The organism is Halegenticoccus soli (assembly GCF_002844195.1).
Taxonomy (GTDB): domain Archaea; phylum Halobacteriota; class Halobacteria; order Halobacteriales; family Haloferacaceae; genus Halegenticoccus; species Halegenticoccus soli.
On sequence record NZ_PEND01000007.1, the window covers coordinates 148,077 to 172,262 of the forward strand.

Annotated in this window: 19 protein-coding genes and 3 pseudogenes; 6 read left to right on the forward strand and 16 right to left on the reverse strand. The window is 68.5% G+C overall.

From position 1 onward, the window contains the following. Nucleotides 1-4: 4 nt before the first annotated feature. The 5 genes from CNO20_RS18695 to CNO20_RS18715 form a co-directional block, all read right to left on the reverse strand. Nucleotides 5-1,066 (reverse strand): ABC transporter permease, encoded by a 1,062-nt coding sequence (locus CNO20_RS18695; protein ID WP_101297862.1) that lies wholly within the window; start codon nucleotides 1,064-1,066, stop codon nucleotides 5-7. Continuing rightward, a complete protein-coding gene (locus CNO20_RS18700; RefSeq protein WP_101297723.1) occupies nucleotides 1,059-2,393 on the reverse strand; it encodes an ABC transporter permease in 1,335 nt (444 codons plus the stop codon). The genes CNO20_RS18695 and CNO20_RS18700 overlap by 8 nt, the downstream gene beginning before the upstream one ends. After that, nucleotides 2,390-3,955: an ABC transporter ATP-binding protein gene (locus CNO20_RS18705; RefSeq protein ID WP_101297724.1), complete on the reverse strand. Its 1,566-nt coding sequence runs from the start codon at nucleotides 3,953-3,955 to the stop codon at nucleotides 2,390-2,392. Before CNO20_RS18705 ends, CNO20_RS18700 begins: the two co-directional genes overlap by 4 nt. A gap of 60 nt (nucleotides 3,956-4,015) precedes the next feature. Next, on the reverse strand, nucleotides 4,016-5,143 hold the full coding sequence (locus tag CNO20_RS18710; protein WP_101297725.1) for a BMP family lipoprotein: 1,128 nt from the start codon (nucleotides 5,141-5,143) through the stop codon (nucleotides 4,016-4,018). Between the two features lie 132 nt (nucleotides 5,144-5,275). Further along, nucleotides 5,276-6,688: a phosphohexomutase domain-containing protein gene (locus CNO20_RS18715; protein ID WP_101297726.1), complete on the reverse strand. Its 1,413-nt coding sequence runs from the start codon at nucleotides 6,686-6,688 to the stop codon at nucleotides 5,276-5,278. Between the two features lie 107 nt (nucleotides 6,689-6,795). Between CNO20_RS18715 and CNO20_RS18720 the strand changes: the two are divergent. Next, nucleotides 6,796-7,245 (forward strand): annotated as a pseudogene (locus CNO20_RS18720) (transposase); the annotation flags it as partial. 52 nt (nucleotides 7,246-7,297) lie between these two features. On the opposite strand, the gene CNO20_RS18725 reads toward CNO20_RS18720, so the two are convergent. After that, nucleotides 7,298-8,386: a winged helix DNA-binding domain-containing protein gene (locus CNO20_RS18725; protein ID WP_101297728.1), complete on the reverse strand. Its 1,089-nt coding sequence runs from the start codon at nucleotides 8,384-8,386 to the stop codon at nucleotides 7,298-7,300. A 220-nt stretch (nucleotides 8,387-8,606) separates the two neighbouring features. Here CNO20_RS18725 and CNO20_RS18730 point away from each other — a divergent pair, with 220 nt between their 5' ends. Next, on the forward strand, nucleotides 8,607-9,761 hold the full coding sequence (locus tag CNO20_RS18730) for an epoxide hydrolase family protein (RefSeq protein ID WP_101297729.1): 1,155 nt from the start codon (nucleotides 8,607-8,609) through the stop codon (nucleotides 9,759-9,761). A gap of 66 nt (nucleotides 9,762-9,827) precedes the next feature. Here the strand turns inward: CNO20_RS18730 and CNO20_RS18735 are convergent. Continuing rightward, nucleotides 9,828-10,334: pseudogene (locus tag CNO20_RS18735) on the reverse strand (transposase); the annotation flags it as partial. Nucleotides 10,335-11,059: 725 nt separating this feature from the next. Between CNO20_RS18735 and CNO20_RS18740 the strand changes: the two are divergent. Further along, nucleotides 11,060-11,338: an acylphosphatase gene (locus tag CNO20_RS18740; protein ID WP_101297730.1), complete on the forward strand. Its 279-nt coding sequence runs from the start codon at nucleotides 11,060-11,062 to the stop codon at nucleotides 11,336-11,338. A gap of 123 nt (nucleotides 11,339-11,461) precedes the next feature. On the opposite strand, the gene CNO20_RS18745 is transcribed toward CNO20_RS18740, so the two are convergent. The 8 genes from CNO20_RS18745 to CNO20_RS18780 all read right to left on the reverse strand — a co-directional run bounded on the left by CNO20_RS18745 (nucleotide 11,462) and on the right by CNO20_RS18780 (nucleotide 20,275). Further along, the gene (locus CNO20_RS18745; protein ID WP_269844159.1) at nucleotides 11,462-12,364 is read right to left on the reverse strand and encodes a DMT family transporter; all 903 of its coding nucleotides are present in this window, start codon (nucleotides 12,362-12,364) and stop codon (nucleotides 11,462-11,464) included. Nucleotides 12,365-12,492: 128 nt separating this feature from the next. Next, nucleotides 12,493-12,642 (reverse strand): hypothetical protein, encoded by a 150-nt coding sequence (locus CNO20_RS23500; protein ID WP_199174926.1) that lies wholly within the window; start codon nucleotides 12,640-12,642, stop codon nucleotides 12,493-12,495. A gap of 39 nt (nucleotides 12,643-12,681) precedes the next feature. Then, nucleotides 12,682-13,449, reverse strand: coding sequence for a TrmB family transcriptional regulator (locus CNO20_RS18750; RefSeq protein WP_101297731.1), 768 nt, complete (start codon nucleotides 13,447-13,449; stop codon nucleotides 12,682-12,684). Continuing rightward, nucleotides 13,446-15,971: an efflux RND transporter permease subunit gene (locus CNO20_RS18755; protein ID WP_101297732.1), complete on the reverse strand. Its 2,526-nt coding sequence runs from the start codon at nucleotides 15,969-15,971 to the stop codon at nucleotides 13,446-13,448. The genes CNO20_RS18750 and CNO20_RS18755 overlap by 4 nt, the downstream gene beginning before the upstream one ends. Nucleotides 15,972-15,980: 9 nt before the next feature. Further along, nucleotides 15,981-17,498, reverse strand: coding sequence for a COG1361 S-layer family protein (locus CNO20_RS18760; protein ID WP_101297733.1), 1,518 nt, complete (start codon nucleotides 17,496-17,498; stop codon nucleotides 15,981-15,983). A 223-nt stretch (nucleotides 17,499-17,721) separates the two neighbouring features. Then, a complete protein-coding gene (locus CNO20_RS18765) occupies nucleotides 17,722-18,411 on the reverse strand; it encodes a DICT sensory domain-containing protein (protein WP_101297734.1) in 690 nt (229 codons plus the stop codon). Nucleotides 18,412-18,774: 363 nt separating this feature from the next. Further along, nucleotides 18,775-19,140, reverse strand: coding sequence for a hypothetical protein (locus CNO20_RS18770; RefSeq protein WP_101297735.1), 366 nt, complete (start codon nucleotides 19,138-19,140; stop codon nucleotides 18,775-18,777). Nucleotides 19,141-19,504: 364 nt separating this feature from the next. Further along, entirely contained in the window at nucleotides 19,505-20,275 is a 771-nt protein-coding gene (locus CNO20_RS18780) for a winged helix-turn-helix transcriptional regulator (RefSeq protein ID WP_101297737.1), read from the reverse strand. A gap of 332 nt (nucleotides 20,276-20,607) precedes the next feature. On the opposite strand from CNO20_RS18780, the gene CNO20_RS18785 reads away from it, so the two are divergent. Further along, nucleotides 20,608-21,246 (forward strand): VOC family protein, encoded by a 639-nt coding sequence (locus CNO20_RS18785; protein WP_394337275.1) that lies wholly within the window; start codon nucleotides 20,608-20,610, stop codon nucleotides 21,244-21,246. Between the two features lie 116 nt (nucleotides 21,247-21,362). Beyond that, entirely contained in the window at nucleotides 21,363-21,944 is a 582-nt protein-coding gene (locus tag CNO20_RS18790) for a flavin reductase family protein (RefSeq protein WP_101297739.1), read from the forward strand. Between the two features lie 49 nt (nucleotides 21,945-21,993). Here the strand turns inward: CNO20_RS18790 and CNO20_RS24545 are convergent. Beyond that, nucleotides 21,994-22,086: pseudogene (locus CNO20_RS24545) on the reverse strand (DsrE/DsrF/DrsH-like family protein); the annotation flags it as partial. Nucleotides 22,087-22,301: 215 nt separating this feature from the next. Here CNO20_RS24545 and CNO20_RS18795 point away from each other — a divergent pair. Beyond that, nucleotides 22,302-24,071, forward strand: a complete 1,770-nt coding sequence (locus CNO20_RS18795) for a carbamoyltransferase family protein (RefSeq protein WP_101297740.1) — start codon at nucleotides 22,302-22,304, stop codon at nucleotides 24,069-24,071. Nucleotides 24,072-24,186 lie beyond the last annotated feature (115 nt).

Here is a 24,186-nt window from a genome sequence, read left to right on the forward strand (position 1 = left end):
CCGCTCAGTCCTCGCCCGATTCGTAGTGGTCGCCGGCGGCCTCGGGGATCCGCGTCCGTCCGAACAGCGCCAGGACGACGATGACCGCGACGTACGGGATGGTCCGCACGAGCGACTGCGGGACGGCGATGATGGCCGCCGCCTGCAGGCGGATCTGCAGCGCGTCGAGGCCCGCGAAGAGGAACGTCGAGAGCAGCGCCCCGACCGGGTTGTAGTTGCCGAACAGGTACGCCACGATGGCGATGAACCCCTTGCCGTTGACCATCGTCGCGCCGTTGCCGATGAACTGCCCGAGGCTCAGAGAGAGCGCGGCGCCGCCGAAGCCCGCGAGCACGCCGGACAGGAGCACCGCGGCGTAGCGCACGCGCGTGACGTTCACGCCCGCGGTGTCGAGCGCCTTCGGGTTCTCGCCGCTGGCGACGACCCACCGGCCGAACGACGTCCGGTTCAGCGCGTACCACGACAGGCCGACCGCGGCGAACATCAGGTAGACCACGGGGTTCGCGTCGAACAGCGCGCCGAAGAACGGGATCTCCGACAGCACCGGCACCGTGATCGTCCCGAACGATCCCTCCAGGCTCTCCGTGTTCGGCCCGCCGTAGATGGCCTGGGAGGCGAACGGCGCGAGGCCGAGCGCGATGAGCCAGACGGCGAGGCCGGCGATGATCTGGTCGGCCCGGAACTCGATGCAGACGACGGCGAACAGCCCGGCGAGGAGCGTGCTCGCGAGGACGCCGACGAGGAGGCCGAGCCAGACGCTCCCGCCCACGTCCGCCGCGTACACCGCGACGAACGCCGAGATGATGAGAAGCCCCTCCAGCCCGATGTTGATCACCCCGCTCTTCTCGGCGAAGATGCCGCCGAGCGCCGCGAACGCGATGGGGACGGACAGGCGGAGCGTCGCGGCGAGCGCGCTCTTCGTGAACGCCACACGCAGCACCTTGCCGGGCGTCGAGTCGGGCATCGCCACGCCGGCCAGGACGAACAGCGCGACGGCGGCGCCGAGGGCGAGGCCCGCGAGCCGTCGCGTGGAGAGTCCCGCGCGGGAGGCGACGGCGTTACTCATCGACCTCACCCCCCGCCTCCGCGCCCGCGTCGTCGCCGCCATCGCCGGGGCGACCGCCGTCGGTCGCGACCGGCCGCTCCGGTTCGATCGCGACCACTCGCCGCCCGAGGAGCCGGAAGAACTCCGGCATGGCGACGAAGAGGATGATGAGGCCCCGGAGGACGCCGACGAGCTGCGGCGGCGCGCCGGTGTTCACGTCGACGACGATCGAACCGCTCTTCAGCACGCCGAACAGGAACGCCGCGAAGCCGACGCCGAGCGGGTTGTTCCCGGCCAGGATCGAGACGGTGATGCCGTCGAACCCGTAGGCCGGGATGCCGGTCTGGTAGTTTCCGATGATCATCAGCACGTAGACCGCGCCGCCCAGGCCGCCGAGCGCCCCGGAGATCGCCATGCTCGACACGACGGTGCGTTCGGCGTCGACGCCGCCGTACTCGGCGGCCTCGGGCTGGATCCCGCTGGTCCGGATGTCGTACCCGAAGGCCGTGTGTTCGAGCAGGTAGTACACGCCGCCGACGAGCGCGACGCCGAACAGGAGCGCGAGGACGGAGAAGTCGTCCCGCGGCTCGAAGACGACCGGCGGGAAGATCGCGTACCCCGGCAGCGACACCGTCTCGTTCGCCGCGCTCGCCGGGTCCTTGAACGGCCCCGCGACGAGGTACAGCGCCACGCCGGTGGCGACGAAGTTGAGCATGATCGTCGTGATCACCTCGTTCGCGTCGGCGTACGCCTTCAGCGCGCCCGGTATCGCTCCGTACAGTCCGCCGGACAGCGCGCCGACGAGGAGGCCGAACGGGATGAGCACGAGCGTGCCGACGAGGCCGGCGACGAGCGGCGAGGCGTACAGCGCGGCGAGCGCCGTCGCGAGCGCCCCGACGACGAGCTGCCCCTGCGTCCCGATGTTGAAGATGCCCGCGCGGAACGCCACGGCGACGGACAGCCCGGTGAACACGAGGATCGTCGTCTCGCGGAGCGTGACGGCCATCTGCCCGTTGAGCGGGCTCCAGCCGCGGCGGAACGGCGGGGCGAACTGCCCTTCGAGCGGCCGGAACAGCGGGTTTATCGGGTTGCCGAGCGCGCCCAGAAAGAGGCTGTCGTACACCGCGAACGGATCGTAGCAGAAGCCGACGCCGAAGTAGACGGCCGCCGCCTCGCCGCACGTCGTCATCCGCCCCGCCGCGAGGACGATCACGACGCCGACGGCCATCGAGAGGACGAGCGCGGCAGTGCTTATGAACACGCGCTCGGCCGCCGAGGCGCGGACCAGCCGTTCGAGGGCCGCCCGACCGCGGCGGCGCGCGCCGCCCGATCGGTCGTCGCCGCTCATCGTCCCCCCTCGTTCGTCGCTCCCGCGGCGACCGGGCCCGAGCCGTCCGACGGGTCCTCGCCGGCCATCAGGAGACCGATCTCCTCCTCCGTGGCGGATTCGGGGTCGACGACGTCCATGATCTCGCCGTCGTGGACGACCGCGAGCCGGTCGGAGAGCCCCCGGACCTCCTCCAGGTTCGACGAGACGAGAAGCACCGCCACCCCGGACGACCGGAGCGCGAGCAGGCGGTCGTGGATGAACTCCGTCGAGCCGATGTCGACGCCGCGCGTCGGGTGGGTGGCGACGACGAGCGCCGGGTCGCGCTCGAACTCTCGGCCGACGATGAACTTCTGCTGGTTACCGCCGGAGAAGGAGGCGGCCGCAGCCCGGCGATTCGGCGGGCGGACGTCGTACTCCTCGATGATGGTCTCGGCGTGGTCGCGCGCTGCGTCCCAGTCGAGGCGGCCGTCGCACGCGAACTCGTCGCTGTGCTGGCTCCCGAGAATGCCGTTCTGCGTGAGGTCGAAGTCCATGACGAGGCCGCGCTCGTGGCGGTCCTCCGGGACGTACGACATCCGCGCTTCGATCCGCCGGCGGCGCGACCAGTCGGTGACGTCCTCGCCGCGGTAGACGATCCGGCCCGCGGTCGGATCGCGCAGCCCGGTGACGGCCTCGATGAGCTCCGACTGGCCGTTGCCGTCGACGCCCGCGATCCCGAACACCTCGCCGGCGCGGACGGAGAAGGAGACGTCGCTCACCGCCTCGACGCCCCGGTCGTCGTCGACCGAGACGCCGTCGACGGCGAGCACGCGCTCGCCGCGATCGGCCGGCGGTTTCTCGACCGTGCGGAGCACCTCGCGGCCGACCATCATCTCCGCGAGCTCCTCGCGGGTCACCTCGTCGGCCGGCACGGTGCCGACGTTGCGGCCGTCGCGGAGGACGGTGATCTCGTCCGCGGCGTGCATCGCCTCGCCGAGCTTGTGGGTGATGAAGATGATCGTCTTGCCCTGCGCGGTGAGCTCCTCGAAGACGGCGAACAGGTCGTCGACCTCCTGCGGCGTCAGGACCGCCGTCGGCTCGTCGAGGATCAGCACCTCCGCGCCCCGGTACAGCGCCTTCAGGATCTCGACGCGCTGCTGGACGCCCACGCCGACCTCCTCGATCCGGGCGTCGGGATCGACGTCGAACCCGTACCGGTCGCGAAGGTCAACGACTTCGCGGCGGGCGCGCTCTTCGTCGACCGTCAGACCGAGCCACTTCCGCGGCTCGTTGCCGAGGGTGACGTTCTCGGTCACCGTCATCGGGTCGACGAGCATGAAGTGCTGGTGGATCATGCCGACGCCCGCGTCGATGGCGTCGCGCGGCGAGTCGAACCGCCGCGGCTCGCCGCCGACGTACACCTGGCCGTCGGTCGGTTCGTACAGCCCGTAGAGCACGTTCATCAGGGTCGTCTTTCCGGCGCCGTTCTCGCCGAGGAGGGCGTGGACCGTCCCTCGTCGGACGGCCAGGTCGACGTCGTCGTTCGCGACGACGCCAGGGAAGCGTTTCGTTATTCCGTCGAGGTGGACGGCTGTCGCCATTGGTACGTCGCTTTGTGAGTGATGTCTTAAGGTCGTGGTTTCGGCGGTTCGACGCGCCGGTCAGACGTTCGCGGGGTCGGCGGGGACGGAGATCTCGCCGTCGATTATCGCCTGCTGTGACGCCTTGATCTCGGACTTCACGTCCCCGGAGATCTGGCCGCCGAGCTGCTGCCCGTACACCACCTCGACGCCGTCCTGTTCGAGGCCGAGCGTCGTCACGTTCCCGCCATCGAACTCGCCGTTGACGACGTTCTCGACGGACGTGTACACCGCGGTGTCGACGCGCTTGACCATGCTCGCGAGGATGACGTCGGCGTAGTTCGACTTGGTCTTCGACTGGTCCTGGTCGACGCCGATGGCGAACCGGCCGGCCTCCTGGGCGGCCTCGAAGACGCCGGTCCCCGTGTTCCCAGCGGCGTGGTAGACGATGTCGGCGCCGCTGTTGTACATCGCCAGCGCCGCCTCCTTGCCGCCCGCCGGGTCGTTGAAGTCGCCGACGTAGGTGCTCTGCACCTCCGCGTCGGCGTTCGCGCGTGCGACGCCCGCGATGAAGCCGGCTTCGAACTTCCCGATGAGCGACCCCTCGACGCCGCCGACGAAGCCGACGCTCGCCCGATCGGGGTTCGTCGACCCGGACCCCGCGCTGAACTCCCGCGTCGTCAGGAGCCCGGCGAGCTGGCCGACGAGGAACGAACCCTCCTCCTCGCCGAACACGTAGCTCGCGACGTTCGGTTCCTCGACCACCTCGTCGACGATCATGAAGTTCTGGTCGGGGTAGTCCGGTGCGTTCTCCGCCAGCGCGCTCTTCTGGAGGAAGCCGATGCAGCAGACGAGGTCGTAGTCGGGGTTCGTCGACTGGGCGAACTGCTGCTGGAAGCTCTTGAACTGCGAGACCTCGTCGGGCTGGGCGTCGTTGTAGCTGATGTTCAACTCCGATTCCGCCTGCTGTATCCCCTGCTGGGCCTGGTCGTTGAACGACCCGTCGCCGAGGCCGCCGGTGGCGTACACGACGCCGACGTTCGCGGACACTTCGGCCGAACCGGACGATCCGTCGCCGTCGCCGTCGCCCGTCCCGTTCCCGTTCTCGGAGTCGTTCGAGCCGCTTCCCTCGGTCGGGCCGCCCGTACAACCGGCGAGCGCGGCGATTCCGGCGATTCCCGATCCCCTGATGAACGTACGTCTATCCATACCTACGGACACCTATGGTGCAGAACGCGAACATGTCCGCATAAAGGCGTCGTTCCGTCTGCGCCGAAACGTCGGCTCGCGCGGAGTGCGAGGGCGCGGCGAACGGAACGGCGCGACCCGCGGACGACGGTATCAGCGGGTCGAGGCGTTCGCCACGGCCTCGGCGACGGTCTCCGACGCCCGCTCGACGAGCGCGTCCACGTCCTCGCTCTCGGCGTAGATGCGGACGTACGGTTCGGTTCCGCTGGGCCGCACCAGCACCCACGACCCGTCGGGCAGTTCGAGGCGGACGCCGTACTCCGTGCTCGCCTCCGCGTCGGGGAACGCCTCGGGGAGCGTCGCCTCCAGCGTCGCCATCACCGCCGGCTTCGCCTCGTCCGGGCAGTCGACCGAGGTTTTGCGGTAGGGGCGCTCCGTCACGGGCGCGCGCAGGCCGTCGAGGCCGAACTCCGCGACGAGCAGCGCGACGATCGCCGCGCTGGCGACGCCGTCGATCCAGCCCCCGAACGCCGTGTGGATGTGCTTCCACGGCTCGGCCGCGAAGACGACGTCGCCGCCGTCCGCCTCGGCCCCCGCGATCCCCTCGTGGAGCGCGCCCAGCCGGACCCGCTCGACGCGACCGCCAGCTTCCCGCACGCGCTCGTCGATGCGCGCGGAGGCGTTCGGCGTCGTCACGACGACGGGCTCCTCGGCGTCGCCCGCTCGGACGTAGTGCTCGGCGATGATCGCGACCACCGTGTCCTCGTGGACCACCTCGCCGCCGGCGTCGACGATCACGATGCGGTCGGCGTCGCCGTCGTGGCCGACGCCGAACGCCACGTCGTCCCCGTCGCGGATGAACTCCCGGAGATCCGAGAGCGACTCCGGCGTCGGCTTGCTCTCGCGGCCGGGGAAGTGGCCGTCGACGTTGGCGTTGAGCGTGACGACCGCCGCGCCGAGCGCCCGGAGCACCTGCGGGGTGGCGAGGCTCGCCATCCCGTTGCCGCAGTCGACCGCGATCCGCATTCCGCCGAGGGGGCCCTCGGTCGAGACGGCACCGTCGCCGGCGGCGGACGCACTACCGTCGCCGATCTCCGCCGCGAACTCGCGGGCGTACTCGACGACTGCGTCGCGGTAGGCCGGCAGCGGGTCGACGTCGCCGCCCCGTCCCCACTCGTCCCAGGCGACGGACTCGGACCCGGCTGCGACGCGCTCTTCGACCGATCGTTCGAGCGTCCTGTCGTACTCCACGCCGTCGACGAACACCTTGATGCCGTTGTCCTGCGGCGGGTTGTGGCTCGCGGTGAGCATCACCCCGCGGCGGCCCCGCGAGGCGAACGCCAGCGCGGGCGTCGGCAGCACGCCCGCGCGCCGGACGTCGGCTCCCGCGGATTCGAGCCCGGCCTCGACGGCGGCGGCGAGCGCCGGGCCGGTGACGCGACCGTCCCGCCCGACGACGAACTCCCTGCCGTCCTCGCCGACCGCCCGCCCGACGGCGAGCGCGAGCTCCGGCGTCACTCGCTCCGCGACGCTCCCTCGGATCCCGGCTGTCCCGAACAGTTCCATACCCGAACCTCTCGACCCGGGCACTTAGAGGGGGCCGGTTCCGCGCGGCGTTCGGACGCGCGGGGCGACGAGCGCCGGGAGCGTCGCGTCACTGGTGGAAGTAATTTCGTGAACTCGCTCTCGTCCTGTTGGTCGATACCGCGACCACCGCAGTGCTCGATATTCACGTGACGACGACACGAAAACACGATACGCAGATTGCACCACAGGTAGTGAAACGGAACGCAGCCTCCATCGCGGTGTTGACCGGTGACAAGGGATACGATGATCAGAAGCTCCGGCGTCTCGCCTGGAATCACGATATTCGGCTACTCATCAAGCACCGTGAGTTCACACCCCTCCACAAGGCGTGGAATGCTCGACTGGACAGCGACCTCTACCATCGACGGAACATGAACGGGACGGTCAACGCGGCGATCAAACAGAAATTCGGGGCATTCGTTCGTTCATGCCTCTGGTGGAAGCGGTTCCGCGAACTCGTTATCAAGTGCGTTGTTTGCAATCTGGAGCGAAGCTTCGCTATTTCACACGAGGGAGACGAATATCCGCGATTCTGAGAGGAACGGACTGCTGAATGCAGAGGCTGCAACCAGCAAGGAAAAATTCCCACTAGGAAATAGATAGATCCACGGATTCACCGAGAAAACGGCTGATATCGGTGATCTCTTCATCGAGTGCATTCTTGTCGAGTTCCTCAAACGGCACCACCTTGACGACCGGTGTTGTCCGTGAGCGATCCAACTGCCAGGTCCCGACGACGACACCGTCGCGGACAATTGTCGGTCTGATGATTCCCGCTCCGGGCCACACATCGGTCCAGAGGGATTCCGGAACCGGACGGTTCACCGTCGCGTACCCGAGCAGGTAGGTATCGTATGCGGGAAGCAGCCGGAGTTCGCCGGTCGGAGCAGGTGGATCAGCCGGCGCGTCAGCAGCTACTACTGCCTCGGTGTCGTCAACTCTTACGACGATGCTCTCTGCACCCTCCCAGCCAAGGCGAGCGTCTCGCTTCCCGAGACCAGTCCACGCAACGAAGTCGTCAAGGGTCGCCGGCCCGTAGGCAGCGAGATACCGCTCTGCCAGTCGGACCAGTGCCGTCTCGCGGTCGAATCCCTGGGTCGGAATCTCGATGCCGAGCACGTCGTATGCCACGGCGCCGTCGAGAGAGGCGACTTCGCGGAGGACACCTCTGAGCGCTGCTCGTCTAATCAGGAAGTTCGGAAGTTGACTCGATGGGTCGATTTCCACGCCGGCCTCGACGAGCGCGGCCGCTGCGTCGTCACGGGTCATCGGACCGGCATCGGCCAGAGTCTGACCTAACGTCACGACCGCCGCCTCTACTGCGTCGTTATCCAGACCCGCCTCGGCCAGCCGTTTCGGCTCCGGCCCACGCTCTGCGAAGTAGGGACCGAAGAGCGACAACAACCACGGTACATCGTCGGCTGCGACCAAGTGGAGCGTGCCACGTAGCGTCCACGTCCGAACTACGCTCTTGTGCAGTTCTGCCTGGACGGTGGCGGCGTCGAGTCCTTTCGAACGCGGCCGTACCGCCAACACGGCTGCGCGGGCGTCCTGCGCCTGCAGTCCACAAACCGACTTCGCAATAGCCACGACTGATTCAGCTCTCCCGTCCAATTCATTTACAGCCGCTCGGAGACGCCATGCTTCGGGTTCAGTATAGGTGCGCATGGCGTCCATAGGACGCTGATCGGTATCACCTACTCGGCAATCGTTCTTCCGAGATTTCGATAGCAGAAGGGGTGAAACCGATCCTCAGGGACAATACGTTACTGAACGACTATATCTGGTGCAGAAGTGCCTCTGTCCAACATGGCCTCCGGAACCAATCACGAGTTGAGGATTTCAACACGGTCGTTAAGCCTTCTCTCGACATTGACGTATATGAGGAGATAGGCGAATGAACGTTCAATCTTACGAGATCAGTGTCTCAAAGGAGGTCATCGACGATCTCCACAACCGACTCGCTAACGCGCGGTGGCCCGACTCCATCGAGACTGACTGGACGTATGGGATGAATCCGGAGTATCTGCGCGAGGTCGTCACCTCCTGGCAGGAGGAGTTTGACTGGCGAGCCCAAGAGGCCCGGCTCAATGAGTTCGCCCACTTCCGAGCGCAGATCGACGGGATTAGGATCCACTTCGTTCATGAGCGCGGGACAGATGAACAGGCGACGCCGTTGCTCTTGCTCCACGGTTGGCCGAGTCCGTTCGTCCAGATGCTCGACCTTCTCCCGCTGTTGACCGAGCCCGAAGCCGACGGAGATGCCGCCGCCGGATCGTTCGATGTCGTAGTCCCGTCGCTACTCGGCTACGGATTCTCCGACCGACCGACTGAGCCAGGGATGAGTGTCGCAGAGATGGCCGACTACTTCCATCGATTGATGACCGACGAACTCGGCTACGACCGGTATGTGGCCCGCGGCAGTGACCTCGGTGCGGGGATCATCCAGCAACTCGGACTCAAATCCCCCGAATCCCTCATCGGCATTCATCTCTCCGGGACGAACCCGTACATCGGCGAGGTGCCAGCGACGCTCTCGGACGCCGAGAAAGAATTCGTCGAACGTGCCAACGAATGGAACCAACAGGAGATGGCCTACGCGAAGCTTCACTCGACAAAACCACAGACGATTGCCTACTCACTGAACGATTCACCGCTCGGACTGGCCGCGTGGATTATGGAAAAGTTCTGGACGTGGAGCGATCACGACGACGACCTTGACGCCGTCTACGAGCGGGACGATCTGCTGACGAATCTCACGATTTACTGGGCTACCGAGACGATCGGGTCATCGATCAGGCTCTACTACGAGTCGGCCCGAGACCCCGGTGAGTGGGGACGCCCCGACGTGCCGACGGCAATGTTGATGCCCACGAACGACATGTTCCCGACCCCTCGGGAGTGGGCAGAGCGCACGTACGATATCAATCGCTGGACTGAGACCGACCACGGGGGGCATTTTCTCGACTGGGAGGCTCCTGAGACAGTTGCCACTGACCTCCGAGCGTTCTTTGATGAGCTTCAGGAGGGACGCGAACAGGCGTCTGCCTAATTCCCGCCCCCGCCAACGGCTACTCGTTCGAACGAATGAATCAGAATTCAGTAGATAAGAAACGACTTACATAATCCAGAGACGTCTCGACTGAATCTGCGCACTGTATGCAGCACGACTGCTGAAACCTATCACCGACAGAGGTTTCAACAAGGCCGTTTCGTTCTGACTACGTTGGCCGTAGAGGTCGACGTCCAGCCGGGCGTTCCACGCCTTATGGAGCGGCGAAAATTCTCGGTGCTTGATGAGCGGACGAACACCACCTTCACGGGCTAGCGCCCGAACCTGCTGGTCGTCGTATCCCTTGTCGCCGAGGAGAACCGCTACTTCACCGGTATTCCGCTTGATGAGCGACGGCGCAATCTAAGAGTCGTGTTTTTTGGTCGTCGTAACGTGAAGATCGAGGATGGCATTCGCTCTGGTATCCACGAAAAGTGTGGCTTTCAACTTCTGTATCATCAACTTCGTTCGCTTTGTGTAGTGTTTTGGGGCATGACTACGGTCAAATCCGGAGGCGTCGATACCGACGACACCGTTAGTCGGGACGAGTGTGACCGAGAGGTTGAGCAGGACGCCGTCGTCGTGTTGAATGGAAAGCGCGTATCTTGTAACGGAGTGAGAGTAGTAGAGCTGGCTCTGTTCAGTAAAAATTTAGGAACTTATACAGCGTTTGAATCTGAAGGCGTGGTATGTCAGACCACATAGAACGCCTCCTCTCACTTCTCGTCATATTAGTGGCGCTCGGGATGATTAACCAGACTTGGGCTCCACCTGGAAGAGCCTGGAATCTAATCGTACTCGCCCTTGGCGGAGGTGCTACTCTCTACTCTGCAGTCCGTTTCATCTCTACGCTCTGACCTCACATAGTCCAGATTCATCGGAGTCTGCGATTTGAATTGGTGCTGAACACATCCTCTCTAGTCAGCACGCTAGTTCTGTTAGCTGGTAAGAGGTTCAACTGAGCCACTTTTCTGGCTTCCATCAACGAACAATATATGCCAACTACTATCAACAGTTACACAGTTTGTTATCACACACGATTCAGTCAATGATATGATTAGTAGATTGAAACCCCGTCTTTGTTGAATCACTCTTGGCGTCTTGCGGCTTCGTATTGCGGACTGGTGCTCCCGTACCAGCCACAGACGGACACCAAATCCAGTCTATTGAGTATCAGTCGTGAAGGATTTCACCGGAGCCATGAATGTCTACCTAATGTTAGTTTCAATCGAGTGAATATCGGACAAATTGGGTGCAACAGAGCCGATTTTTTGATCCCTCCGTCCGAAGCGTGGCCCATGACCGACAGGACGCGCGCACACGTGTTCGTCTCCGGCAAGGTACAGGGCGTCTACTACCGCGCGAACACCCGAGACGCCGCCCGCGAACGGGGGGTCGACGGGTGGGTCCGGAACCTCCCCGACGGCCGGGTCGAGGCCGTCTTCGAGGGGCCGTCCGACGCCGTCGAGTCGATGGTCGAGTGGTGCCACACGGGGAGTCCCGCCGCCCGCGTCGACGGCGTGGAGGCGGAGTACGGCGACCCCGAGGGCGAGGACGGCTTTCGGATCCGGCGCTGAACGGGCCGTCGACGCGTTTCCGGGGCCGGCCGCGCGCGGCGCGACCCCGCGCGGGCCGTCTCCGCCCGGGGCGGGTCGACGCTCGTGCGGACCCGCGCGGACGCGGGCGTTCCGAGCGCCGGCTTACCCGTCCGCGGGGTCGCGCCGCGCGCGGGCGACGAACCGGACGCCGACGGCCATGAGCGCCCCGCCCAGGGCGAATTCCGGCCCGATCGCCTCGCCGAGCAGCAGCGCGCCGAGGGCCGCGCCGACGACCGGTTGAGCGAAGAAGAAGACGGCGACCGTCCCCGCGTCGACGTACTCCAGCCCCTTGTACCAGAGGTACCACGCGCCGGCGGTCGAGGCGAGCCCCAGGTAGGCGACCGCGGCCAGCACCGGCGGCGTCGTCGGCAGCGAGGCGATCGGGCGGCCGAGCGCGGCGAGTTCGACGGCGGCCAGCACCGCGAGCATCGGCACCGCAGCGAGCGTCGAGTACGCCGCCGCCGCGAGCGCGGAGTACTTGCGGACGAGCGGCGCGCCACAGACGGTGTAGCCGGCCCACGCGGCGCTGGCGGCGACGAGCGCCGCGACGCCGAGCAGGTTCCCGGCCGCGACGTTCGAGAGGTCGTACTGCCCGGCGAGGACGACGAGCGTCCCGATCGCGGCCAGGGCGACGCCGACCGCCTTCGCCCGGGTGACCCGTTCTCCCAGCACCGCCGCGCCGAGCAACACGGTGAACACCGGGGTCAGCACGGTCAACAGCGAGCCCTGGCTCGCGTTCGTGAGTTCCGTTCCGACGAACTGGGTGACGATGGTCGCGGTCACCCACCCGCCGAGGACGGCGAACCCGCGGTAGTCGGCGCGGTCGACGGTGACGCCGCGCGCCCTCACCGCGAGCCACAGCGCGGCCGCGCCGAGGGCGACCCGGAGGAAGCCGAGCGTGACGGGCGGGACGAGGTCGAACCCCCACTTGCTGACCACGTACATGCCGCCCCACAGCGCCGCGGCCGCGAGCGGGGCGATCGCGAAGGCGTACCGGCGGAGCACGGCGCGGCGTCCTCAGGCGGCGCGGATGCCGTCGATTCGGTCCGTGCCGCCGATCCGCTCGACGCCGTCGGTCCGCTCGACACCGTCAGTCCGTTCGACCCCGCCGGATCGTGGGCGAGTCCGCGAGATCACCCCGATCTCGCCTCCCGCTTCGCGTCGAACAACTCGCCGCAGGCTTCGCACCGGTAGCCGATCACGCGCCAGCCGCCGCCCGTCGCGTACCGCGGGGTGATCGAGTCCGAAGACCCGCAGTTCGGGCAGGTCCGGGGAGGTTCCATGCCGGCACTCGGTCGCCGACGGGCAAAAAACGGGGCGGATCACCCCCCCAGCAGGGCCTCGACGCCGCCCCGGGTCGTCTGCACGAGCACGGCGGCCAGCGCCGTGTCGGCGCTCCAGATCGCCGTCTCCTCGGTCACGCCGGGGATGTCCGACCCGGCCAGCACCGACAGGAGGATGACGTTGTCGTCGCAGAGCAGCACGCGCCCGGTGAAGTCGGACGGGGGTTCTTCGACCGGCGCGCGGACCGCGGCCGGGCCGTCGGCGAAACGCTCCCTGACCGCGGCGTCCTCGCTGACGACGAGCACGTCGACGCCCGACGCGGCCCGATCGCACAGCGCCGCCGCGGTCGCCTCCGAGACGAGCGCCGGCGCGGCGGCCGCAAAGAGGATCCGCCCCGTCGCGCGACCGACGAGTTCGGCGACGCGGTTCGAGATCGGCTCCCGGCCGCGGACCGTCCACACGTCCTCGCGGGTCTCCTCGCCCGTCTGCTCGCGCTGCACCCGTTCGAGGTAGTCGAACGCGCGCTCCTGTTCGCGCTCCAGCCGCGCCGCGAGCCGCTCGCGCGCGGCGTCCGGGTCCGCGGGCCGGTACCGCTTCGGCGTCGACTGCTGGATCTCGACGAGGCCGCGCTCCTCCAGTTCCTCGGCCGCGCCGTACACCTGCGACCGGGGGACGCCCGCGATCCGGTGGACCTCGCGGGCCGTCCCGGAACCGAGCTTCTGGAGCGCGACGAACACCCGGGCCTCGTAGTTCGACAGCCCCAGCCGTTCGAGCGACTCGACCGCGTCGCGCTCGTTCCCGCTCACGGCGCGTCACCCCCGGCGGATCCGCCCGGTCGATCGATCTGATCGGCCCGATCGGCCCGGCCGTCCATCGGCGCGTCGGGGTCGTCGTTCGCGAACCGGTCCCAGAGGACCAGCACCGACGGGAGGACCAGGAGCGACACGAGGAAGGAGTAGACGATGCTGAGCGCCGTGAGGAGGCCGAACTGCCCGAGCACGTCGAGCACCGCGAGCGTGAGCACGCCGATGCCGAACGCGGTCGTCAGCATGCTCCCGGCGAGCGCGCCGCCGGTCCCGCGGACGGTCCGGTCGAGCGCGGTGAAGAGGTCGTGCCGCCGCCGCTCGTCGACGAACCGGTGGACGACGTGGACGGAGTAGTCGATGCCGAGGCCGATCGTGAGCGCCAGGATCGTCGCGGTGAAGGCGTTGAAGGAGATGCCGAGCGCCCGCATCGATCCGGCGACGAGCGCGACCGCGACGGCGATGGGGACGGTGTTGGCGACGCCGAGCGACGGCCGCCCTTCGAGCGCCCAGTAGATGAACACGAGGAAGGCGACGGTGCCCGCGAGGGCGGCCGCGAGGCTCACGATCGCCGACTCCAGGATGAGGTCGGAGACGGCCTTGAACACCACGATGTCGCCGGTCGCGACGGCGTCGCCGCGGTACCGCTCCGCGAGCAGGCGCGCGTCCGCCGTGACCTCCTCGTTCGACGCGCCGGCCTTCACCGAGTAGACGATCCGCGCGCTGCGTCGGTCGTCGGCCAGGTATTCGAGCGTCTGTCCGCGCGCCGACGAGTCGAGGAGGTAGTCGTACACCTGTTCGAGGTTCCGGTCCGGGATGCCGTTGCCGTCGCGGTCGTTCCGATCGACGAGCCGCCTGAACTCGGGGTCGCTCGCGGCGCGATCCCGGATGACGGTGACGACGCTCTGCTCGTCGGCGTGGCCGCCCTTCCGGACGAACGAGTCGGGCGGGTCGTCGCCCGCGCGGTGGAGCGATTCGAGCGCGGCGTCCTCCTCCATCGGCCGCTCGTGGTAGATCGTCGCGCTCCCGCCCTGCGTGGTGCCGAACTTCCGTTCGAGGAAGTTCAGCTGCGCGACGACGGTGTACTCGTCGGGCTCGAACGGGTCCGGGAGCGCCCGCAGGTACTCGGGCGTCTCCTCCGGCGGGAGGAAGTCCTCCTGCGTGAAGCTCGTGTCGACGTCGACGGCGTAGACGCCCGCCCCGGCGCTGACGAGGAGCGCGAGCGCGAGGAACGCCCCCGGAGCGCGCTCCGCGACGAAGACCCCGCCGCGCAGCGCGACGCCCAGCCGCGACCCCTCCGCCCCGAGCGGCGTCTGGCTGAACGTCGGGATCGGGTACCGCTCTCGCGCGCGGTCGACCCACACCTTGGCCGCGGGGAGGAACACCCCGAAGACGAGGAAGGTGAAGACGATGCCGACGGCCGCCACCGCCCCGAAGTCGCGGATCGGAACCAAGTCGCTGACGAGGTTCGAGAGGAAGCCGATCACGGTCGTCCCGGTGACGATGAAGAAGGCGACGAGGAGCTGATCGGTCGCCCGGCGCATCGCCCCGTCGATACCGCGGCCGTCCGCGCGGTCCTCGCGGTAGCGGTTGACGGCGTGGATGCCGAAGTCGATCCCCACCGCGAGGAGGAGCGGCGGGACCGCGATCATGATCTGGTTGAACGGCACCCCGGCCAGTCCGAGGAACCCGAACGTCCAGACCGTGGCCATGAGGAGCGCGAACGACCCCAGGAGGAGATCGACGAGGTCGCGGTAGGCGACGACGAGGAAGAAGACGATGAACAGCACCGCCGCCGGCGTGACGATCAGGAGCGAGTCGGAGATGACGTTCCCGAACTCCTGTGAGATGAGCCCGCTGCCGAACACGGTGATGTCGCCGCCGACGGTGTCGACGACCCGCTGGGCGCGGACCTGGATCGGCGTCAGCGGGCTCTCGCCGCCCTGCCCGCTGCCGCTCGCGAGCCCGGCCGGGATCGAGTGTTCGACGACGCCGATCGTCGCCGACGCGGACGCGTCGCGCCGGTTGAAGTCGTTGCTCACGAGGCCGGTGAACCCGGGGTTTCCGGCGTTCGCCCGGACCGCCCGCTCGATCTCGGTCGGCGTCGACCGCTCTATCGCCTCGACCTGCCGGTCGAGCGTCGTCGCGTTCGGATCGATCGTCAGCGCGATCACGCCCGCCGCGCTCGACGCGGACGAGACGCGCAGGTCCTCCCGCGCTTCGAGGCGCTCCTGGGCCCGGAGCATGCGGAGCAGCTCCGGCTTCGAGAGCACGTCGTCGCCCCGCTGGATCAGCTGGGTGCTCCCCGCGTCGGGTTCGAACGCGGGGCCGAACTCGCTGTTGATGTTCGAAAGCGCCCGCTCTTCGGGCACGTCCTGCGCGAACTGTTCGGTCCCCGCTTCGGTCGACACGTTTCCGAGGCCGACCGCGAACACCCCCGTCAGCGCCAGGAAGACGAGGATCACCCTGCCGGGGCTCTCGACGATGCGGTCGTCGACCCAGTCGATGAGCCGCTGGTGGTCCATCCCGCGCCCTCACCGCCGCCCGTAGACGTACCCGACCCCGCCGAGCGCGACGAGGGCGACGATCCCGACGACGACGGCGAGCGGCAGGCCGCCCGAGTCGTCCGTCGTCACCGCGACCGGCACCTGGTACGTGTCGGAGATGAGCGTCTCGCCGTCCTCGGTCTGGTACTGGAAGTCGAGCTTCACGGGGTAGACCTTCCCGAGGGCGTCCCCGTCGACGCTCACGCCGAAAACGAGCGTCTCGCTCTCGCCCGGCCCGAGTTCGGCGACGAACGCCTCGTCGTCGCTCGCGGAAACCGGCGGGTCGACGAACAGCTTCGCCGAGACGTCGCGGAGCGTCTCGTCGCGGTTGTTCGTCACCGTCAGTTCGAGCTGCCCGTCCTCGCCCGCCGCGAACGTCGCGTTGACGGGCTCGACGACGAACTCGTCCCGCTCGGGCTCCACGTCGGCGCGCACGTCGATCCCGTCGCTCTCCCGGTTCTCGCCGTCGTCGTCGCGGTACTCGACGCGCAGCGAGAGCTGTCGGGGGCCGGCCTCGGCCGAGTCGGTTACCTCGGCGTCGAACGAGAAGTTCGCCCGCTCGCCCGGACCGAGGTCGCCGACGGCGTACTCCGGTTCGAGCACCTCGACGTTCGGGTTCGGACTCTCCAGGACGACGACCGCGTTCCGCGCCGCGATCTCGCCCGCGTTCGTCACCTGGCCGCTCACCGCGCCCCGCTGGCCGACCCGGAGCGAGCTCTCGACGTTCTCGACCGCGAACGTCTGCTCAGGCAGCGGCGTCACGCCGAAGGGCAACGGACGGGACTCCTTCCGGGTTCCGTCCTCGTCGTAAGCGACCGACGCCTGGACGGCGTAGCTCCGCGGCTCCGCCGATCCGGCGACCGTCGTCTCGTACTCGAACGTGCGGGAGTCGCCGGGGTTCCACTCCTCCACGAACCGGCTGGCGGATTCGCTCTCGCCGAACCTGATCGCGGGATCGGTCGAGGAGACCGTCACCGAGGCGTCGGTCGCGACTTCGTCGCCGACGTTCGTCATCGTCACGCTCACCGTTCCGCTCCCGCCGACGGGAGCCGACGCGTCGGTCCCTTCGACGACGAACTCGGCGCGCTCCTCGACGCGGACCGTCGCGTAGATCCGCGTCGTCCGCTCGTCGTCGTCCTCGTCCACGTACTCGACGTCGATCGGGAGCTCGTACGTGCCCGCCTCGATCGTCGAGGGGACGCTGACGCGCACGGCGAACTCCCGGACCTGTCCGTCCTCTATCGAGCCGAGTAGCCTCGTGCCGGAGGTGACCGAGACGGGCGCGTCGCCGGACTCGACGGTCGCGCGGACGTCCCGGGCGGTCTCCGCCCGGTCCGCGGGATCGGCCGCGTCGTTCGTCAGCTGGACGACGAGCTCCGACTCCTGGCCCGGCGTCAGCGTCGGTTCGGGGACGTAGGCTTCGAACCTGGGGTTCACCGCGCTCGCGGGGGCGGAGGCGACGAGCGATACGAGGATCAGGGCGACGAGCAGCGTCCGTGTTTGCATGGAATCTCCCGCCGACGGAGGGGTGACGCTCGGGCGTCGCGGTCGCCGAGACCGGGTATCGCGATCGCGGCGACCGGGCGTCGCAGTCTCGGGGACCGGACCGTCAGCCGTTGTCTCACCGTCGGAGGAAGACTACATAAGGTGTTGTAAATTTCTACAAACGAACCTCGCGTTGTTCCGAGCCGACCCGTCCGCCCCTCGCCCCCGGTCGCCGCCCGTCGGCTCACGTCCGAACGGCGTACCGTTCGGTGAGGTGATCGAGCACGGCGTCGACGAGATCGGGATCGTAGGTCCAGACCCCGCGGAACCGCCCGTCGTCCCGCTCCTCGGCGAGCAGCGCGCACTTGTCGCTCGGCACCGCCCCGCCGTCGAAGACGACGAACCAGGTGCGCTCGATCTCCGGCGAGCCGTCGAGGTGGAGCGTCACCCCCGCGATGTCGGGCGCCTCGGCGTCCGGGACCGCGTACGCGTGAACGTCGAGATCCGTCCGCGCCAGTCGCTCGTACAGCGCGCGCTGGGATCGAAGCGCCGACACCGTCTGGAATCCGGCGTGGAGCGAGCCGACGCCGGCCCGCCAGGCGCGATCCTCGATCTCCCTCGACGTCGCGGTCATCTGCCGGGTGTCGTACGACGAGAACGTCGTCCGGTCGAGGTAGCCGAGCAGTTCGCGGAACGCGTCGGACGGCCCCCGCCCGAGGAGCGCCGGCGCGTCGATCGCCGCGAGCGCGCGGTCGCCCTCGCTCAGGACCGCGAAACTGTCCGGACCGCCGACCGCCGTCCCCCCCTCGACGACCACCTGCTGCGCGTCGAACTGTTCTGCGAGCTCCGCGACGGCCGAGGGGCGCGGCGGGTTGAACAGGGTCAGCGTCCGCTCGCGGCGTTCGATGGCGTCGATTATCGCGTGCAGGTCCATGGTACTTTCCGGTCGAGTTCCATCTCGGTCCGGTTATGACTGATACAAGATATGTATTTCCATTTATACGATCGACGGGTGCGGACCGCGCCGCGGTCGCACCGGAACGGGCGGGCTCCGCTCCCGATCGCCGCGGCGGCGCGGCCGCGCTCGGGTTGACAGGCACACGCGACAGGCTGGTTGTGACGCGGCGCGCGCCACCTCGTCGAAGGCGACAGAGCGATAAAAATCTCGCCCTCGTACCGGATTATATTGTATATATCTCGCATATGGTGTACGATCGTACTGGTTCTCGATCGAACTCGTGACGAACGGGGGTCGAGCGTGACCGCCCGGAACAGACGCGGTCGAGCGCGAGTCGTTTCAAACCTCCGGGGTCCGTCCGTCGCGGTCGTCCTCGGTCGGGAGCGCCTCGGGACGATCGGCGAGTAACCGCTCAGCGCGCGCCCGCGCCTCGTCGTTCATCGTCGCCGTCCCGAACTCGAACGGCAGCGCGGCATCCTTGAACGCGTACTTGCCCCGAGCGTCGATGACCGACCCCTGCAACCCCATCTCGCGTATCCGGTGCGTTCCGCGGAACCGCCTCGTTTCGACGAACACCGCGTCCGCGTCGACGCGGACGTCGACGACGGCGTCGTTCTTGAGGACCGTCTTCAGCAGTTCGACCGCACCCTCCCGATCGCCCTCCCCGACGAGGGAGCGAACCCGGTCTTCGAGCGTCTCTCTCATGCGACCTCGTCCGCCGGCCGCGGTGCGCCGCGGGGCGGTTCGTCGGCGTCCGATCGACGGTGGCGGCTTCCCTCGCCCGCCGCCCGGTCGCCCCGCGTCGGTTCGATTCGTGCCCGGAGACGTTCCCGACTTCCCCGTCCGGGGCGCGTCGCGTCGCGCCCGCCGCGACGGCTCGTCCCGACCGCCCGCCGTCGACGCGATCGACGGCGTCCGCGGGCGGCCCGGCGAGCGAGAAACGCTGCGTAATTCGTTCCGCTCACGCCGTCGTACACTCCGGCTTTGCGGAAAGAGGTTCTGACGGATACGTCGAAACGTCGCCGGAGTCCGGCGATCTCGGATCCTCGGAGGACCCGTCAGCGGTCCGTCAGTCCCCGCCGTCGAACCGCTCGGGCGTCGTCTCCAGCCGGACGATCACCGACCGCCCGTCGCGCTCGCGGTCGACGGCGCCGACCGCCTCGAGCCGGGCGAGGTGGTGCGACACCGTGCTTATCGCCCGGTCGAGTTCGTCGGCGAGAGCGGACGCGGTCGTCGGCTCCAGCCGATCGACCGCGTCGATGATCGCCGCGGTCCGGTCGTCCTCGAACGCCGCCAGGAGCTCGAACTCGTCGATCGGGACCGCCGCCGGGTAGAACCGGTGTTGGCCCCAGATGAGCGCCGAGCGGACGAGCCCCGCCTCCTCCAGCACCCGAGCGTGATACCGGACCGTCGACTCGTGACTCCCCGTCTCCTCGACGGCGTCGGCCAGCCGGACGCCGGGGCGTCGGTCGATCAGTCCGTACAGCTCGGCCCTGCGTGCGTTCTCCAGCGCCTCCGTCGCGTCATCCCGCTGGTACCCCGCCGCGAGCAGAACGCCCGGCACGTCGCCACCCGACGCGACCGCGTCGAGGGCGCGCTCGACGAGGTCGGCGTCGAACGCGCCGTCCTCGTCGATCCGCGGCGGCGGATCGAGCGGGTGCGATTCGTCGCCGAGTGCCGCGTACGCGGATCCGCCGCCGTGATTCGGGACGTGGGGCGCGGCGGTCGCCGTCCCGCCCGGTTCGGCTCTCGCCGCGTGAACGACCGGCGCGACAGCCTGTGCCAGCGCGACGAGGACGAGCGCGGCGAGCGCCGCGCGTCGGAGCGTCGAACGTGTCATCGTCTCTGATCGGATTCGGTGGAACCGTTTCGGGTCGCGTCCCGCGCGATCCCGGTGCCCGGCGGTGCGATCCGACGGGGGTCCGTCGACCGCACCGGTTCGGAGTTTCGAACGCTGGTTGGGCGTCGTCGCTCAAAAGCCGGACGGCCACCTGTGGGCCGAAAGACACGAGCGCGGCGAAACCGAGCGGCGGCGCGCGTCGAAATCGGAGCCGCGCGCCTTCGGACTGGCAACGCTCGCGCCGTCCTCGCCGACGCGAGCCGGACGGGAGGCTCGCCCGGTGACACGACCGTTACCGGGGACATATGTGCGTCTCGCGCCTACGCACGCTCGTGCACGAAAGCAACGCAGAAGAGGGGACCGAAGTGACGGCCGAGCGACCGGACAGCGCGATCCGCGTCACGGGGACCGACCACGTCACCCTCGTCGGCAGCAACGAGGCGGACACCGTCGAGTTCTACCGCGACGTGCTGGGGATGCGGCTGGTCATGCGGCAGCCGAACCTCGACGACCCGTCCCAGACGCACCTGTTCTTCGACCCCGGCGACGGCAGAATCGTCACGTTCTTCGTGAGCGACGACAGGGAGTCCCGCGGGGGGCCGCAGCGGACGCCCGTCGGCGCGGTACACCACCTCGCGTTCTCGCTCGACCCCGGGGAGTTCGCCGAGACGAGGAATCGGCTCCGCGAGGCCGGCCACCGGTTCTCGGAGTTCGACCGGGGGGCGTTCCACTCGCTGTACACGCGCGACCACAACGGGCTCGTCGTCGAACTGGCGGTCGACAAGTACGAGATCCCCGACGATCGGCGGGGCGACGTGCTCGCGCGAGCGCACGAGATCCGGGTCGAACGCGGCGACGAGTTCGTCGACGACGAGCACCTCGAAGCCGCGCTGTCCGATCTCGGCCTTCCGGTGACGAAGTACGACCTGCCGGACGCGTCCGTCGGCTCCGCCAGGGAGTGGAGGGAGTGACCGCGCGACGCCGGAGGACGTGATCGCATGAACCACGAGGAACTCGGCGTCGACGCGGAGGGGCAACCGGATGAAGCCGGACGGTGCGATCGTTCGAAGCCGCAGGGGGCGAGCCGATGAAGGGCGAACCGTCGGAGTTCGGCGCGTACCGACTCCTCGCCGGCGCGGTCGTGCCGCGGCCCATCGCGTGGGTCAGCAGCCGGAGCGGCGACGGCGTGGACAACCTCGCGCCGTACAGCTTCTTCAACGTCGTCGCCGTCGATCCGCCGGTCCTGATGTTCGCGCCGGTGGGGACGGGCGAGGACCTGAAGGACACGCCGCGGAACGTCCTCGACACGGAGGAGTTCGTCGTCAACGTCGTCACGGCGGACCTCGCGGAGGCGATGAACGCGACGAGCGCGACGCTCGCCGCTGGCGAGAGCGAGTTCGACCACGCGGGCCTCGAAAAGGCGGACGCCGAACGGGTGGACGCGGCGCGCGTCGCCGACGCGAGGGTCGCCTTCGAGTGCCGCCTGTACGACGCGATCGAGGTGGGGGGGTCGACGATGATCCTCGGCGAGGTCGTCTACGCCCACGTCGACGACGACGTCGCGACCGCCGGAGCGCTCGACGTGACGAAGCTCGACGCGGTCGGCCGCCTCTCGGGGAGCTACTACGCGACGACCCGCGATCGGTTCGCCATGGAGCGGCCGCCCTGAGTCGCATTTCCGGAAGGGGCGACCGCCGCGCACGCGGCCGTTCTCGGGGCAAAAGCCGAACGTCGGCGTCCGCCACGTGCTCCGGGTCGGTCGCGGCACCCACGCCGGCCGTCACGCCGTCGTAGAGGTCGTCCGCCTCGTATCCTCTCGGATGGCCGTTCGGCCGCTCGTCACTCCCTCTCGCCGTCCACCGTTCTGACACGTCCGCCTATATGAACGACGAGGCGCGTTTGCTCGCTCTGAAATCGCACTCGCCTACTCATCCCCCTCCGCCCCGTATCACCGGGTACCGGAACGACTCGGCGTATCGGCGAACTCGAAAACCGAACCCGGCGGAACCGGACACCCCCGCGCACCATGACGACGCACGTCCTCGCGTTCAAACCCGCGATCGGCCTCTACGGACAGCACGACCCGAGCGCAGCCCTCTTCGAGAACGGAGACCTCGTCTTCGGCATCGAGGAAGAGCGGCTCTCCCGAACCAAGCACGCCACGAACACGTTCCCGGAACGGGCGATCCGGGCGTGTCTCGACCACCGGCGTCTCGAACTCGGCGATCTCGACCGGATCGTCCTCCCGTACGACCCGCGCCTCCGGGCGGAGATCCTCCCCCACTACCTCCGCGACGCCCTCCGCCAACCCGGCGCGCTGTCGAAGCTCTCGGCGCTCGAACGGACCGCCGTGACGCAGCTTCAGGCGCGGTTCCGACCCGCGAGCGAGATCAAGTCGCGGCTGGCGGAGATCGGGACGCCCGTGCCCCCGATCGAAACCAGACCCCACCACGCGTGCCACGCCGCGAGCGCGTTCCACCCCTCCGGGTTCGACGAGGCGATCGTGCTCACCGTCGACGCCAAGGGTGAGTACGACTCCACGGTCGTCTGGTACGGAGACGGCGACGGTCTCCGGCGGATCCGGACCTACGAGCACCCGAACAGCCTCGGGCTGTTCTTCGCCGCCGTCACCGAGTACCTCGGCTACCGGATGTTCAACGGCGAGGGGAAGGTGATGGGGCTCGCCCCCTACGGGCGGGAGAATCCGGAGATCGAGCGGACGCTCCGGCGGCTGGTCACGACCGGCGTCGACTACGACGTGACCGACCTCACGGAGGGGTGGGGGACGGGGCGAGGAGTGAGGCGGCTGGAGCGGGCCCTCGGTCGCCCCCGAAACGACGCCCCCGGCGAGTTCGACCAGTGGCAGAAGGACCTGGCGTACGTCGCGCAGAAACTGCTGGAGGAGACCGTCGTCGACGTCGCCGAGACGTACGCCGGCCGACTCGGCGTCGGAAACGTCGCCCTCGCGGGCGGCGTCGCGCTCAACTGCAAGATGAACGCCCGCGTCCGGGAGTCGCCGGTCGTGGACCAGGTGTTCGTCCAGCCGGTCGCCCACGACGCCGGCCTCGCGCTCGGCGCGGGGTGGCTCGACCGACGGCCCGCGGACGTCCCGGAGATGGAGACGGTCTCCCTCGGTCCCGAGTTCGCGGTCGAGGAGATCCGGCGGCTGCTGGAGACGAACAAGATCCCGTACGGCGAGCCGGGCGACGTCGCGCGGTACGCGGCCGAGCGGCTCGCCGAGGGGGCGCTCGTCGGGTGGTTCCAGGGACGACTGGAGATGGGGCCCCGCGCGCTCGGCAACCGGAGCATCCTCGCCGATCCCCGGTCCGTCGACTCGCGCGACCGGGTCAACCGGTTCGTGAAACACCGCGAGGAGTGGCGACCGTTCGCGCCGTCGATGCTCGAATCGGCGGCCGAGGAGTACCTCGAAGGCGCCGTCCCCTCGCCGTACATGATCGACGCCTTCCGCGCGAGAGACGATCGCAAGGACGACGTCGCGGCGGTGCTCCACCCGGCCGACGACACGACCCGGCCGCAGACGGTCCGCGCCGATCAGAATCCCCGGTACCACCGCCTCATCTCGGAGTTCGAGCGCATCACCGGCGTCCCCGTGGTCCTCAACACGTCCTTCAACGACCACGCCGAACCGATCGTCGCGACGCCGACGGAGGCGCTCAAGGACTTCTACGGCATGGGCCTCGACGTGCTCGTGCTGGAGGACCTGGTGATCGAGAAGGCGGCGACGGCGAGGGAGCCGACGCCGGACGCGAAGAGGGCCGCGCTCCCGGAGAACTGATCCCCCGCCGCGACGGCGACGTTTCCGCCGGACCGGGACGCGATGGCCGCGCGACGGTCGCGGAGTTCGCGCGATTCGCCGTTGGTACCCGACACAGTGATTCTCGTTTTTCCCA